The organism is Sorangium sp. So ce327, from assembly GCF_051530205.1.
GTDB lineage: Bacteria > Myxococcota_A > Polyangia > Polyangiales > Polyangiaceae > Sorangium > Sorangium cellulosum_B.
Map to the genome: position 1 here is coordinate 329,010 of NZ_CP150330.1, position 13,606 is coordinate 342,615.

General features: G+C 73.0%; 10 protein-coding genes. 2 read left to right on the forward strand and 8 right to left on the reverse strand.

From position 1 onward, the window contains the following. Window positions 1-176: 176 nt before the first annotated feature. The 7 genes from WME95_RS01240 to WME95_RS01270 all read right to left on the reverse strand — a co-directional run bounded on the left by WME95_RS01240 (window position 177) and on the right by WME95_RS01270 (window position 6,683). Entirely contained in the window at window positions 177-1,730 is a 1,554-nt protein-coding gene (locus WME95_RS01240; RefSeq protein ID WP_437906570.1) for a cobyric acid synthase, read from the reverse strand. Further along, window positions 1,727-2,665 (reverse strand): adenosylcobinamide-phosphate synthase CbiB, encoded by a 939-nt coding sequence (gene cbiB / locus WME95_RS01245; RefSeq protein ID WP_437548782.1) that lies wholly within the window; start codon window positions 2,663-2,665, stop codon window positions 1,727-1,729. The genes WME95_RS01240 and cbiB overlap by 4 nt, the downstream gene beginning before the upstream one ends. Next, window positions 2,662-3,252, reverse strand: a complete 591-nt coding sequence (gene cobU, locus WME95_RS01250; protein ID WP_437548783.1) for a bifunctional adenosylcobinamide kinase/adenosylcobinamide-phosphate guanylyltransferase — start codon at window positions 3,250-3,252, stop codon at window positions 2,662-2,664. Before cobU ends, cbiB begins: the two co-directional genes overlap by 4 nt. Further along, window positions 3,249-4,745 (reverse strand): cobyrinate a,c-diamide synthase, encoded by a 1,497-nt coding sequence (locus WME95_RS01255; RefSeq protein ID WP_437906571.1) that lies wholly within the window; start codon window positions 4,743-4,745, stop codon window positions 3,249-3,251. Before WME95_RS01255 ends, cobU begins: the two co-directional genes overlap by 4 nt. Beyond that, a complete protein-coding gene (gene cobO / locus WME95_RS01260; protein WP_437906573.1) occupies window positions 4,745-5,305 on the reverse strand; it encodes a cob(I)yrinic acid a,c-diamide adenosyltransferase in 561 nt (186 codons plus the stop codon). The genes WME95_RS01255 and cobO overlap by 1 nt, the downstream gene beginning before the upstream one ends. Further along, window positions 5,302-6,096 (reverse strand): precorrin-4 C(11)-methyltransferase, encoded by a 795-nt coding sequence (cobM, locus tag WME95_RS01265; RefSeq protein ID WP_437906574.1) that lies wholly within the window; start codon window positions 6,094-6,096, stop codon window positions 5,302-5,304. Before cobM ends, cobO begins: the two co-directional genes overlap by 4 nt. Before the next feature lie 347 nt (window positions 6,097-6,443). Continuing rightward, window positions 6,444-6,683 carry a hypothetical protein gene (locus WME95_RS01270; protein ID WP_437906576.1) on the reverse strand — a complete coding sequence of 80 codons (240 nt, stop codon included), beginning with the start codon at window positions 6,681-6,683 and terminating at the stop codon, window positions 6,444-6,446. 501 nt (window positions 6,684-7,184) lie between these two features. Between WME95_RS01270 and WME95_RS01275 the strand changes: the two genes are divergently transcribed. Together WME95_RS01275 and WME95_RS01280 are read left to right on the forward strand one after the other, a co-directional pair. Continuing rightward, a complete protein-coding gene (locus WME95_RS01275; protein WP_437906577.1) occupies window positions 7,185-9,035 on the forward strand; it encodes a hypothetical protein in 1,851 nt (616 codons plus the stop codon). Window positions 9,036-9,069: 34 nt separating this feature from the next. Then, on the forward strand, window positions 9,070-11,985 hold the full coding sequence (locus tag WME95_RS01280) for a protein kinase domain-containing protein (protein ID WP_437906578.1): 2,916 nt from the start codon (window positions 9,070-9,072) through the stop codon (window positions 11,983-11,985). Window positions 11,986-12,145: 160 nt separating this feature from the next. Here the strand turns inward: WME95_RS01280 and WME95_RS01285 are convergent, their stop codons facing one another. Beyond that, entirely contained in the window at window positions 12,146-13,477 is a 1,332-nt protein-coding gene (locus tag WME95_RS01285; RefSeq protein ID WP_437911126.1) for a formylglycine-generating enzyme family protein, read from the reverse strand. Window positions 13,478-13,606: the final 129 nt, after the last annotated feature.

A 13,606-nucleotide genomic window follows, 5' to 3' on the forward strand; every position in this document is an offset into this window, starting at 1 on the left:
AAATTCTGGATATGGCCTGTGTTTATCCAGAAATCTGAATCGATTATCTGGATTTCGTTTACGTTTGTCCTGTTTGTTGGCGAGTACTACAGCCGCACGTGCGGTCCGTCCGCGCCTGTAGAACCCCGTGCCGTACGTGGCTGCCGGTGTGAATGGCAACCAGGCGCCGGCGCCGCTCAGCGCCGGTCGAGCCCCACGATGCGGTCGAGCAGCGCCCGGTCGAGGCTCGCCTCGACCGCCGTGGCGAGCCGGTCGTACTCCTCGTGCCGGCTCGGTATCGCCGGCTCCCCCGAGGCCCTGGGGAGCCCCCGTCGCTCGCGCAGCGCCGCGAGGAGCGACCGCCTGAGCCCGTCGTTGTCGAGGATCCCGTGGATCATCGTGCCCACCACGGCGCCGTCCGCCGAGACGGCCCCGTCGAGCGCCCGCTCGGCCTTGCCGCCCCGCGACCCGATCGCGAACGCCGCGGCCGCGCCGCCCACCCGCTCCACGCGGCCCATGTGGATCTCGTAGCCGGTCAGCTCTCCCGCGCCCTCGCCCTCGGCCTCTCCAGCGCCCGCCGCCCCGAGGAACGAGCCGCCCGCGAGCCGCGCCCGCACCTGCGCGACCGTCTTGGTCCGCTCGAACCGCGTCCACACATCGAGCAGCCCGAGGCCCCGCGCCGCCGGCTCGGCCGACTCGACGCCTTCCGGATCCTCGATCGCCCCGCCGAGCATCTGGCAGCCGCCGCAGATCCCGAGCGTCCAGCCGCCCTGCCGGGCGCGCGCCGCGACCGCCTCCGCGAGGCCGCTCGCGCGCAGCCACGCGAGATCGGCCATCGTGCTCTTCGTCCCGGGGAGCAGCACGAGGTCCGCATCGCCGATCTCGTCCGGCCGCTCGATGAACCGCACCACCACGCCGGGCTCGTGCTCCAGCGGCTCCACGTCGTCGTAATTCGATATCCGCGGCAGCCGGACCACCGCGATGTCGAGCTGCCCCGGGCCCGCCGGCGCCCGGCGCCGACGGCCCTCCAGCGACACCGAGTCCTCGTCCGCGATGCGCAGCTGCTTCAGGTAAGGCACCACGCCGAGCACCGGGACGCCCGTCCGCGCCGTCAGCATGTCGAGCCCCGGCTCCAGCAGCTTGAGGTCGCCGCGGAACTTGTTGATCACGAACGCGGCCACGCGCGCGCGCTCGTCGGGCTCGAGCAGCGCCATCGTCCCGACCAGCGCCGCGAACACGCCGCCTCGGTCGATGTCGCCGGCGAGCAGCACCGGCGCGTCGGCGACGCGCGCGACGTGCATGTTCACGATGTCGCGGTCCTTCAGGTTGATCTCGGCGGGGCTGCCCGCCCCCTCGATCACCACGACGTCGTGCGCCTCGCGCAGCCGCCCGAGCGCGCGGGCGATGATGTCCTTCAGCTCTCCCCGGTACGCGAAGTAGTCGCGCGCGTGCAGGCTGCCGATCGGCTTGCCGAGCACGATCACCTGGGAGCGGGAGTCGCCCTCGGGCTTGAGCAGCACCGGGTTCATGTCGACCGTCGGCGCGACGCGCGCCGCCTCGGCCTGCACCGCCTGCGCCCTCCCGATCTCGCCGCCGTCCAGGGTCGCGAACGAGTTCAGCGCCATGTTCTGCGACTTGAACGGCGCGACCCGGAGGCCCCGCCGCTGGAAGATGCGGCAGAGCGCCGCGCAGAGCAGGCTCTTGCCGACCGAGGACGCCGTGCCCTGGACCATCACCGTGAGCGCCGTCATCGGAAGAGCTCCTGTCCAAAGGAAGCCGCCGCCAGGAGGGCCGCCGCGAGCCCGGCGAAGAGCAGCGCCGCGAGCTGCACGATCCGGCAGGCCTCGTCGATGAGCCCCCGCCGGAGCGGCTCCACGGGGTCGCCGAGGCGGTAGTGGCCGCGCTTCTCGAGCTCGACCCGGAGCAGCCCGGCCATCGCCGCCATGGGCCGGCCGGCGTTCGGGCTCTCGGTGAGGCCGCCGTCGCGCAGGAGCACGGCGAGGCCGCGGCGCGCGTCGGCGCCGCGGAGCCACCCGGCGGCGAGCAGGAGGAGCGCGGTGAGCCGCGCCGGAACGAAGTTCAGCGCGTCGTCGAGCCGCGCCGACGCCTTGCCGAGGTACTCGTAGCGGCCGTGGTAGCCGATCATCGCGTCGAGCGTGTTCACCGCGCGGTAGAAGAGCGCGCCCGGGAGCCCGAAGAGCGCGAAATAGAAGAGCGGCGCGACGAAGCTGTCCGACGCGTTCTCCGCGACCGACTCGACCGACGCGGCGACCAGCGCGGGCTCGTCGAGCTCCGACGGGTCGCGGCTGCAGAGGCTGCGCAGCGCGCCGCGGGCCCCGGTGACGTCGCCCGCCGCGAGGGCGTCGCGCACGCCGAAGGCCGCGTCGCGGAGCGCGCGGAGCGCGAAGGTGGGCTTCAGCAAGAGACCTGACAAAGCGAGCGCGAGGACGGGGTGCGGGGCGAGCAGCGCCGCGACGCCGGCGCCGAGCGCGGCGAAGAGGCAGGGGACGGCGAGGGCCATGAGCGCGCCGAAGAGGAGCTCCGCAACGCGGCCGCCCGTGGGCGCGGCGCGCTTCAGGGCCTGGATGGCGGAGCCCATCCACACGACGGGGTGGACGGCGGAAGGGGGCTCGCCGCAGGCGAGGTCGAACGCGACCGCGACGAGCAGCGCGGCGGCGGCCGTCATCGCGCGTCCTCGCCGCCGCCGACGAGCGCGACCGGGCCGGGGCGCAGGCGCAGGATCGCGCCCATCACGGCCACGTAGAGCTCGCTGGCCGAGCGGCCGAGCCGCTGGTGCGCGCGCCCCGCGAGGTCGCGGAACGCCCGGCCGAGCCGGCTCTCCGGGACCACGCCCATGCCGACCTCGTTCGAGACGAGGACGACGTGCGGCGCCGCCGACTCGACCGCGGCGGCGAGCGCCTCGATGCGCTCCTCGATGGGCCCGAGCGCGCGGCCCTCGGTCTCGTCGCGGAGCAGCAGGTTCGAGAGCCAGAGCGTGAGGCAGTCGACGACGACGACGTCGACGCCGGAGAGCGAGGCGATGCGCTCGGGGAGCGCGATCGGCTCCTCGACGGTGAGGAACGCGCCGCCTCGCTCGCGGACGTGCGCGTCGATGCGCGCCCGCATCTCGTCGTCGAACGGCTCGGCGGTCGCGATGAAGGCGCGGCGCTCGCCGAGCGAGCGCGCGAGGGAGAGCGCGAACGCGCTCTTGCCGGAGCGCACGCCGCCGCCGATGAGCGCGACCCGGCGCGGCGCCGTGCCCGGGCCGCTCATCGCGCGCGCTCCTTCCGGTGCGCGGCGGCGCTCGCGACGAGCCCCTCGGGGACGAGCGGGTTCGAGGCCCAGTGCGCGTGCACATACGAGGCGAGGACGCTCGCTGTCCGGTACCCCTCGCGGCTGACCTGCCCGCCGCGCCGGCGTCGCACGGAGTAGGCGTGCTCGATCGGCAAGGGCGCCTGTGCGGACGGCGACGGCGGCTGCTCGGCCGGCGCTGGCGCTGCGGACGGCTCGACCGGCACAGCGCGCTGCGACGGGCGGAGCTCGGAGTAGCGGAACTGGTGCCCGCGGAAGCGGAGCCCCGCGCCGCCCAGGATCGTGCGCGCCTGCGTCTCGACCTCCACGTACCCGAGCGCCTGCAGCTTCTCGCACATCGCGGCCTCGGCGGGCACGAGCCCGACCATGGGGTGCGCGCGCCCGTCCAGCGTGCGGATCGCCTCGGTCAGGTACATGAGTCCGCCGCACTCGGCGTAGATCGGGCCCCCACGGCCGGCGAACGCGCGGATCTCGCCGCGGAGCGCGGCGTTCGCGGCCAGGCGCTCCGCGTGCACCTCGGGGTAGCCGCCCCCGAGGTAGAGCGCGTCGACGTCGGGCAAGCGCGCGTCGCCGATCGGCGAGAACCGCACGAGCTCGGCCCCGGCGGCCTCGAGGCGGCGCAGGTTGTCCGCGTAGTAGAAGTGGAAGGCCTCGTCGAACGCCAGGCCGATCCGCGCCCGGCCGCGCTGCGCGCCGGCGGTCGCAGCGCCGGGCGTCGCGGCCGCGCTGGCCGCGCCGGCCGCCGGCAAGGGCGGCGCGGCGCGCGCGATCTCGAGCAGCGCGTCGAGCCCGATCCACGCCTCGGCCTGCGCGCCCCAGTGGTCGAGGCGCTCCTCGGGGAGCGCGGCCTCGTCGGCCGTGCGCAGGCCGAGGTGGCGCTCGGGGAAGCGCTGCGCCTCGTCCCGCGGCAGGCCGCCGAGGACGGGCAGCGACCGGTTCACCTGCGCCTGCGCCTGTCGGAGGATGTCGAGGTGGCCGCGGCTGCCGACCTGGTTGCACACGACCGCGGCGATGCGCAGCGCCGGATCGAAGCCCGCGAAGCCCTGGACGAGCGCCGCGACGCTGCGGGCCATCCCGGACGCGTCGATCACGAGCGCGACCGGCGCCTCGAGCCATTTCGCGATCTCGGCGGTCGAGCCCTCCTCCCCGGTCGGGCTCGCCCCGTCGAACAGCCCCATCACCCCCTCGATCAGCGCGACGTCGGCGCCGGCGGTCTCCGCCGCGAACGTCGACAGGACCGCTTCCCGGCCCATCATCCAGCCGTCGAGGTTGTGCGATGTGCCGGCCACGGCGCGGGCGTGGTACGTCGGATCCAGGTAGTCGGGGCCGCACTTGAACAGCGCGACCTGGAGGCCGCGGGCGCGGAGCGCGCGCGCGATCGCCACCGTGGCGGTCGTCTTGCCGACGCCGCTCGCCGTGCCGGCGACGACGAGCCGGGGGATGGCCCGGGACATCAGAAATCGACTCCGATCTGGGCCTTTTGCCCCTGCTCGAACGGGTGCTTCACCGATCTCATCTCCGTCACCAGATCGGCGAGCGCGAGGAGCGCGTCGGGCGCGTTCCTGCCGGTGATCACGACGTGCACGTGCGCGGGCCTCGCGCGCAGCGCCGCGAGCAGCTCGTCCTCGGCGATGAAGCCGTAATGGAGCGCATACGTGATCTCGTCGAGCACCACGATGTCCTGCTCGCCGCCCGCGATGAGCGCCGCGGCCTCCTGGAAGGCCGCGCGCGCCGCCGCCTTGTCGCGCGAGAGATCGTCGCTCTCCCAGGTGAAGCCGCGCCCCATGACGAGGAACGTCAGGTTGGGGAGCGTCTCGGCGAACAGCCGCTCTCCCGTCTTCCACTTCCCCTTGATGAACTGCACGACAGCGACGCGCATGCCCCGGCCGAGCGCGCGGAACACCATGCCGAGCGCGGCCGTCGTCTTGCCCTTGCCGTGGCCCGTATAGACGATGACGAGCCCCTTTCGACCTGCGGCCGCCGCGCCCGTGCCGGCGCTCTCCTCCGCGCTCACGAGCCCTCCTCGGTCTTGCCAGGGACGAGGAGCTTCTTCTCGGCCTTGCGGAAGCGGTGGCTGAAATCCGGATCATAGAGCCGCGAGTCGGCGAAATCCGTGGACGTGAGCACCCGGCCGACCAGGATCATCGACTGGCTCTTGATCCCCTCGGCCCGCACCTTGTCCCGGATGTCGGCGAGCGTGCCTCTCACGATCTTCTGATCGGGGCAGCTCGCCTTGTGCACCACCGCGACCGGGCAATCCGCGCCGTAGGCCGGGATGAGCGCCGCGGTCACGTCCTTGAGCAGGGTGATGCTCAGGAACAGGCACAGGGTCGCCTGGTGGCGGGCGAGCTCCTCGAGCCGCTCGGCGGGCGGCACCGGCGTGCGCCCCTCGGCGCGCGTCAGGATGACGGTCTGCGAGAGCTCGGGCAGCGTGAGCTCGCGCCCGAGCGCCGCGGCGGCCGCGGTGAAGGACGAGACGCCGGGGATGATCTCGTACGGGATCCCGAGCGCATCCATCCGGCGCATCTGCTCGGCCGTCGACCCGAAGAGGACGGGATCGCCCGTGTGGACGCGCGCCACGTCGTGCCCTGCGTCCCTGGCCTCGACGAGGACCTCCACGATCTGGTCGAGGGTCATGCCGGAGGAGTCGATGACCCGGGCGTCCGCCCGCGCGGACGCGACGATCTCCCGGGGGACGAGCGAGCCCGTGTACATGACGACAGGGCAGCGAGCGACGAGCTCGGCGCCGCGCACCGTGATGAGCCCGGGATCGCCCGGGCCCGCGCCGATGATGTAGACGCGCATGGTGTTGTTCCTCGGTTCGTGCGCCGGCGATCCCGGAGCGGACCGGCGGCGCGCGAAGCTAGAGCGGTCGCGGAACAAACGCCAGCGTTCATGGCGGACGCCTCGGGGCGGAGATGCCCGAGGAGACGGACGCTGCGGCGTCGAGGGAGAGAGCGCGCCTGTCGCTCTGCTCAGGCGAGCCGCGTCCCGAGGAAGACCGCCATCGTGGCTACCCGAGGCGGGAGCGGTGGGCGTCGTGCTCCGCCGCGCGGTCTGTCAAGCGGCAGAGCCGACGCCACCCTGCTCCGTGGGGGCGGCGCCATCGCGGTGGCTGCGGGCGTCTCGCCGCTCCCCCGGCAACTCACCGCTCACCAAGCGATGACGTCGTACCCAGTTGCCACGAATTCGTTCTGGACGGCTGTTTCTAGCGCAGCAGTCCCGACGCCGGCGGCGTTGGTGACGTACGTCGCTTCGGTAAGCCCTTGATTGTAGTTGAGGGTCACGCCCCAGGTAGGATTGAGCCCATTGATCGAATTGAGCGCAGCCTGCGCAGCGAGCTGGCCAGGGCCAGTCCCAGGTTTGGTGCCGTATACTTTGCAGCTTGGCATGGTATTTCCTCAGTGTTTTCGGTGAGTTGAAGGATACCGTGGACATCTGCCCAACCTCGAACGGACGGCTGGCCAGCCACTAGAACCCACAGCTCTCACCCCGTCAAGCGCTCGCGCCGGGCGGAATCGTGTCCGGCATCCCTGATCACCGGAGGAAGCGCTTCGCGCGGAACCCCACCTCGCGCGGAACCCCGGCTGGCTGGATGGTGATTCTTCTGCTGAACCGGGGCGACCTCTCGCAGCAGTGCCGAAGAGCGCCCCGCAAAGCCACCACCGCGATCCGATCGAGCGGGCAAGGCAACGGATGGCTGGATGGCTGGATGGCTGGATGGCTGGATGGCTGGATGGCTGGATGGCTGGATGGCAATCGCCGCCGCGACCCTTGGCGGCGGCGCGGCGCCTACCTTGCATGACACCCGGCTCCCCTGGAATCCGCTGACCTTGCTCAGGCCATGCGCTTGTGATGCGATGGGAGATCGCTCCCCTTCACGAGGAAAGGCAATGGACCAGAAGAACACCGGGTCTCAGCCCGCGGCGCCCATCCTGTCCGCGGCAGCCCTCTTCGAGCCGACGCTCCCGGCCGCGTGGGGACCCACGCTCGATCTGCTCGCCGACATCGAGGAGCTGCAAGACGCGGCGAAGGGCAGCCGCGAGGAGCGGGAGGCGAGGGGGCGCGATCTTCGCGAGCGGCTGATGCGCGGCATCGACGCCCTGAGCGAGCCGACCCCGGACGAGTTCCACGCGGCGAGCGCGTCGTTCCGGGCCTGGTTCACCGAGGCGGTGCTGCTCTGGCTCCGGTTCGCCGGCAGCAGCTCCGCGCCGCTCATCGATACGGTCGCGTCGCGCCCGCTCCTCGATTTCCCGCTCGATCTGCCGGCGGGCAGCGAGGGGATCCCGCGCGTCCGGCGGGCGCTGCGAGAGGCGCTCGGGTGGGACGAGGCGGAGCTCGCGCAGGTCGAGGCCGCGATGGATCATATGACCTCCAACCTCGCGGTGAAGCACGCGATCACGAAGGCGATCGCCTCGCAGCTCGCCGCGAAGGGGGGCGCGTCGCCCGCCGCGTGCGCCGAGCTCATGAGCGCGATCTACGGCCCGTTGCCGTGGCGCCCGGGCGACGTGGATCTGCTCATGACGTCGACCGCGATCTTCCTGTGCATCCGCGCGTCGGCGCCGGCGACCGGCTCGCCCGGGGCGGCGGGCTCCGGCGAGGCGCCGCGGCTCGAGGTGCCCGGCTGGGACGAGCGCCCCGAGGACGAGCGGCGCGCCATCTCCGCCTTCATCGCGCGATGCGACGACACGAACACCGCGGCGACGGCGCGTTTTCCCGCGTTCGGCTACTTCGACCGCGCGGCCATCGACCCGGCGCTCGCGCGCTCCCTCGCGGACGCGGCCTCGGTCCCGACGGAGGTCGTCACACAGACCCTCGCCACCATGGTGATGGTCCTCCGGACGCCGGAGGTCGAGGACTACGTGGTTCATGACGCCTGGGGCCATGCGTGGCAGGAGGCGCTGGCCGAGTTCGAGTGGGAGTACGCGGTGCTGCCGCGGATCGAGGAGCCCCTCGCGCTCGACACCGTGTTTCCCGGCGCGGTCGGCCCCGGCATCGCCTCGGCCTTCGTCGAGCGCGGGGGCCGCACCGAGCTCGACGAGGCGGCGCTGCTCCGCTTCGCCGAGGCCGACATCAGGGCGCGACTCCAGGTGGCCGCGAGCAACGGTATCGCCGAGATGCTCGCCGATTTCATGGAGAGCAAGTACGCGTGGCACAGGCCCTCCCTGAAGCTGCCGGACGCGTCGCTCCTCCCCATCACGGGGCTCAAGCTCGATCTGACGGTGGGCGACGTTCGCCGCCAGGTCGCCCGCTGGTCGAAGCCGTACCGCGCGCTGGCCGAGGACGAGGGGGCGCGCGCCCGCCTCGTCGACGCGCTCTCGCCGCGCGTTCCGGCTGCGGGGCTCAAGGAGGCGGTGGATCAGGCGGGCGCGCTGCTGTGGCGCGAGTTCGCGACGGCGTTCGACGACACGCTGCGGCCGGTGGCTGCCAGGGGCGGAGGGATCCGCGCGAGCGCGTGCCGCCGGATGGTGCTCCAGCTCGCGCAGGTCGCCGCGGTGCTCGAGCGGACGCTCGCCGCGTCGTGCGCAGGCGGGCCGCGGAGCGGGTCACGGAGCGGGCCGCGGACGGAGCTCGCCTGGCGCGACCCGGCGCTGTGCGTCGACCTGCTCCTGGTGACGATCGCCCGGTTCTACGAGCACGAGCGGCAGAGGAACTTCTGGCACCTGGACCAGATCCTCGCGACCGGGTTCGTGGAGGCCTGCGGCCGGCTCCGGGCCGCCATGGCGAACGCCGAGTCGCCCTGAGTCTGTCCTCCGGAGATGGCGTATACTTCCGCCGATGTCCGGCGCCCAGCGCGACATATTTCGGCTCTGCGGGACCACGATCGACGGCAAATACCGTGTCCTCTCCGCCGTCGGCGCAGGCGGGTTCGGCGTCGTCTATCGCGGCGTGCACGAGGGGTTCGACGCGCCCGTCGCGATCAAGTGCCTCAAGCTGCCCGACGAGCTCTCGCCCGAGGCGCAGCAGGATTTCGTTCGACGGCTGCGCGACGAGGGGCGGCTTTTGCTCCAGCTCTCGCGCCTCTCGCCCGGCATCGTCCAGGCGCTCGACATCGGCGCCTTCACGACCCAGGAGGGCGGTCGCGTGCCCTATCTCGTGCTCGAGTGGCTCGACGGCGAGACGCTCGCCAGCCACCTCGAGCGCCTGCGCGCCGGAGGCGGCGGCGCCCTGTCCCGCCGCGAGGCGATCCTCCTGCTCGACCCCGCGGTGCGCGCCCTCGCGGTGGCGCACGAGCAGAACATCGCCCACCGCGACGTCAAGCCGGAGAACCTCTTCCTCGCCGAGGCAGGGGGCGCGAGGACGCTCAAGGTCCTCGACTTCGGCATCGCCAAGATCATCGGCGATCAGCGCTCGCGCACCGCGGCGCTCGCGAGCACCGCGCAGGGGCCGTCGGTGTTCACGCCCCGCTACGGGGCTCCGGAGCAGTTCGACAAGCAGCGGGGCGCGACGGGGCCATGGACCGATGTCTTCGCGCTCGCGCTCGTCTTCGTGGAGCTCGTGACGGGCGCTCGGGCGCTGGCGGGGGAGGGGATCGTCGAGCTCTATTCGGTGGTCGTCGATCCCGCGCTGCGCCCCACGCTGCGAGCGCGCGGCGTCTCGGCGCCGGACGCGGTCGAGCGCGTGCTCTCCCGGGCGCTCAGCGTCGCTCCGCGTGACCGGTACCCCGACGCCGGCGCGTTCTGGCGCGCGCTGATCGCCGCCGAGGGGCTCGAGGCCGAGCTGCCGAGCCTCCCGCCGCGCTCGCCGCCCGCGGCGCGAGAGGCCGAGACGCGGGTCGAGAGCGGGAACGCGCTGGGCGGCCCTGCGCCAGGCGCCGAGCACGCGGGCACGCCTGCGGGGATCGGCTTCGAGCCGACCGTGCCGCACCGGACCGACCCGGCGTCGCTGCGCCCCGATGGCGCGCCGTCCGCGCCGGCCGGTGCGGAGCCTGCGCCGCGGCCGGACCATGGGGCTGGGGCCGCGTCGGGCGAGGCCGTCGTGGTGCGGACCGCACGCGACGAGCGCGCGCGGCCGGGCCGGCGCGGGCTCGTCGCGCTCGCGCTCGCGGCCTCGGCGGTCGCTGGCGCCACGGTCGCGGTGCTCCGGCGTCCCCCGGAGCCGCCGCCCCGGCCGAGCGGCGCGGCAGTCGCCGCCCCGGAGCCGCCGCGCCCCGCCTCGAGCAACCCGGAGGCCGCGGCGCTCTACCAGGAGGCGCTGCAGGCCTACCGTGACGGCGCGCCGGACGTGGCCGCGCGCACGATGGAGCGCGCCGTGGCGCTGGATCGTGGCCTCGGCGCCGGCCACCTGCGCGTGGCGATCTGGACGTTTCGACAGAGGCCGGCCGTGGCGCGCGAGCACTTCCAGCTGGCGCTCCGGCACCGGGCCGCCCTCGGCGAGCGCGACATGGCGCTGCTCGACGCGGCCGAGCCGTACGTGCGCCAGCCCTCCGACGCCGTCGCATGGGAGCGGCGGCTCGAGGCCGCGGTCGCGAGGTTCCAGGCCGATCCGGAGCTCCTCGTGTACCTCGGCGCGGCGAGGTTCGCTCAGCTCCGGTTCGACGCCGCCATCGAGGCCTACGATCGGGCGCTCGCCCTGGACCGGGGCCACGTGCTCGCGTGGGGGTCCAAGGGAGAGTCGCTCGGGATGAAGGGGGATGTCGCGGCGGAGCTCGCGGCCTACCAGGCGTGCGCCGAGACGGCTCCCGGCGCGACGCTTTGCCTCGCGAACCGGGTTCGCCTCCTCCATCGCCAGGGCGATTGCCAGCAAGTCGAGGAGCACGCGCGCCGCTGGCTCTCGATCGATCCGAAGGCGGCGCCGGCGCACAGGCACCTGGCGCTGGCGCTCCACGCGCGGGGCGCGCCGCGCGAGAGCGTGCTCGTGGCGCTGGAGCAGGGGTGGGCGGAGGTCCCCGAGGGCGAGCGGAGGGCGAAGGAGCTGCTCGATCGGATCTCGCTCGCGGTCCTGGACGGCGATTTCGAGCTGGCGGTGGAGCACGCCCGCGCGTGGCAGCGGGAGGTCGCCGGCAGGAACGATCAGGACGCGCACGCGAGCCCGGCCCTCAGGCTGGCGGAGCTCTACCGTGAGATGGGTTTGCCGCGGGAGGCCGGGCGGGTGGCGGACGATTTCCTCCGCCGGATGAGCGCCTGGTCCGAGCCGGCGACCACGGCCGACTGGACCATCGCGTTCTTGCCGTACAGCCGCCGGGCAGCGTCGATGACGCAGGAGGCGTACGACGCGGCGCGCTCGGCGTGGGTGGAGCGGGTCCAGGCGAAGTGGCGCGCCGCGGCGCAGGAGATCAAGCCGGAGCACCGCTGGCTGCTCTGGACCGAGGCGTACGCCGCCGGCGTGGAGACCGCGGCCGACGCGGCGGCGGCGTTCAAGACGATGCCGCTCGACCAGCCGCTCCCGTCGGAGAGCGGCCGGTGGCTCCTGCTCGATCTGCACATCGGCAAGGTGTACGCGCTCGTGGGGAAGGGGCAGGAGGCGATCGGGCCGCTGACGCGCGTGGCGCGCTCGTGCGCGGCCCTGGCCGACCCGTTCTCGACAACGGAGGCGCGGCTCTACCTCGGCATGGCCCTGGAGGCGACAGGCGATCTGCGCGGCGCCGCCGCGGCGTACGAGGCTGTCCTCGAGCGCTGGGGCAAGGCGCGCCCGCGATCCATCTCCGCGGAGCAGGCGCGAGCGCGGCTCGGCGCGCTGCGGGCGCGGCGTTAGCGCGACAAACGGGCTGAAACGACGAGAAAAAGCAAGAATTTCACAGGGAGACGGGGAGGCGGGGAGCGAGAGACGGCAAGAGAAAGAAATTCATTCTTTCTTCCTCCCCGCCTCCCCGCCTCCCTGTGAAAATTCTCCGGGTTTCAACGTGATCGTTGTTCTAGGGAGGGAGATCTCTCGCGCAACGCGCGCTGGTCCAGGGACCGCGCACCGTCGGAGGGTCGGTGCCTCGGTGCGCGTTGCTCACCGTATATTCATCCGAGGCGTAGTAGCCGCCTCGACGGGTGCGTTGATTGTCAGCAGCCACGTCCGAGAGCTGGGCTTGGTCGTTCCAGGGAACTGTGTAGTTGACGGCCCAGTCCAGCGCCCATTCCGAGACGTTGCCGCTGAGATCGAACTGGCCCCACCGTCCCCGCCCCTGCGGCAGCGAGCCGACCTCAAGGAGGCTGCTCAAGGCGCACGGCATCGTGCAGGCGTACGCCGCGTGGTCATGGGTGATCACGTCGCCCCAGGGGAACTTTCGCTGCATGTTCCCTCCGACAGCTGCGTAGTTCCATTCGGCATCGGTGGGCAGCCGCCCGCGGTCCCAGATGCAGAACGCGAACGCCTCGTACCAGGTGATGCAGTTGATCGGCAGCGCCTCGTTATGCTCAGCCGTGGGGGTCCACGTCGCGGTCATGCTGGTGCAGCGCAGCGCTGCCGAGAGCGAGGTGGCGTCCGGGCGGAGCGCCTCGTTCCATGCGGACTGCCATCCGCTCCCCGGGATCTTCGGGTGCTCTCCCGCTGCGGCGGCGGGCGGCGAGGTCCGCACGCCGTGCCCGCTCTCCATGAAGGCTCTGAATCGCCCCACGGTGATCTCGAACGTATCCAGATGGAAGCTGCTGACCGACGCGGCGAATGCAGGGTTGTTGTTCCGGTTGAACGTGCCGCCCGGGACCTCGCGGCTATCACAGCAGCTGATGCCGGGAGGAGGCCCGCAGAGGGGGCCTGTCTCAGGCGGGCTGGTCGCACAGCTCGGGGCGGTCACGCCGCCTCCGGAGCCGCCGCTGCCGTCGCTGCCGCCGGCGCCACCGCCGGAGCTGCTGCTGGTGCCATTGCCACCGCCGGAGCCGCTGCTGCTGGCGCTGGTGCTATTGCCACCGCCGGAGCCGCCGCTGCCGCCGGCGCCACCGCCGGAGCTGCTGCTGCTGGTGCTACCGCCGGAGCCGCCTGTGCCGTCGTCACCGCCTGTGCCGCTTCCGCCGCTGCTGGCGCCGCTGCCGCCGCCACCGGACGCGTCGCCTCCGGCCACTCCCCCGCCGCCCCCCTGATCGGGGCCGCCACTCTGGCCACCGTGGCCAGATGCGGAGCCGCCGCCCGTGCCACCTCCCCCGTGCGCTCCGGGAGGCGTGTAGCTATCCCAGTCCACGCCCAGGATCTGGGCACAGCCAGCAGCGAGCACCGCCGCGAGCCACCCCGCGGTCCACCGTGCTGCGCCGCGCGCCTGAGGCATCGACACCAAACTCCGATCTTCGCCCGGCATTTGTCAAGTCACCTTCCGAACCGGGCGGATGACCCAGTTCGGGGTAGTGCGCCTCGAGCCCGCATTGGACAATCGACCCGCCACTCCGGATCGCGCCGA

Excerpts from the sequence above, each read along its gene's own strand:
- WME95_RS01240 (WP_437906570.1), bottom strand. The coding sequence starts at position 1,730 with ATGACGGCGCTCACGGTGATGGTCCAGGGCACGGCGTCCTCGGTCGGC.
- cbiB (WP_437548782.1), bottom strand. The coding sequence starts at position 2,665 with ATGACGGCCGCCGCCGCGCTGCTCGTCGCGGTCGCGTTCGACCTCGCC.
- cobU (WP_437548783.1), bottom strand. The coding sequence starts at position 3,252 with ATGAGCGGCCCGGGCACGGCGCCGCGCCGGGTCGCGCTCATCGGCGGC.
- WME95_RS01255 (WP_437906571.1), bottom strand. The coding sequence starts at position 4,745 with ATGTCCCGGGCCATCCCCCGGCTCGTCGTCGCCGGCACGGCGAGCGGC.
- cobM (WP_437906574.1), bottom strand. The coding sequence starts at position 6,096 with ATGCGCGTCTACATCATCGGCGCGGGCCCGGGCGATCCCGGGCTCATC.
- WME95_RS01270 (WP_437906576.1), bottom strand. The coding sequence starts at position 6,683 with ATGCCAAGCTGCAAAGTATACGGCACCAAACCTGGGACTGGCCCTGGC.
- WME95_RS01275 (WP_437906577.1), top strand. The coding sequence starts at position 7,185 with ATGGACCAGAAGAACACCGGGTCTCAGCCCGCGGCGCCCATCCTGTCC.
- WME95_RS01280 (WP_437906578.1), top strand. The coding sequence starts at position 9,070 with ATGTCCGGCGCCCAGCGCGACATATTTCGGCTCTGCGGGACCACGATC.
- WME95_RS01285 (WP_437911126.1), bottom strand. The coding sequence starts at position 13,477 with ATGCCTCAGGCGCGCGGCGCAGCACGGTGGACCGCGGGGTGGCTCGCG.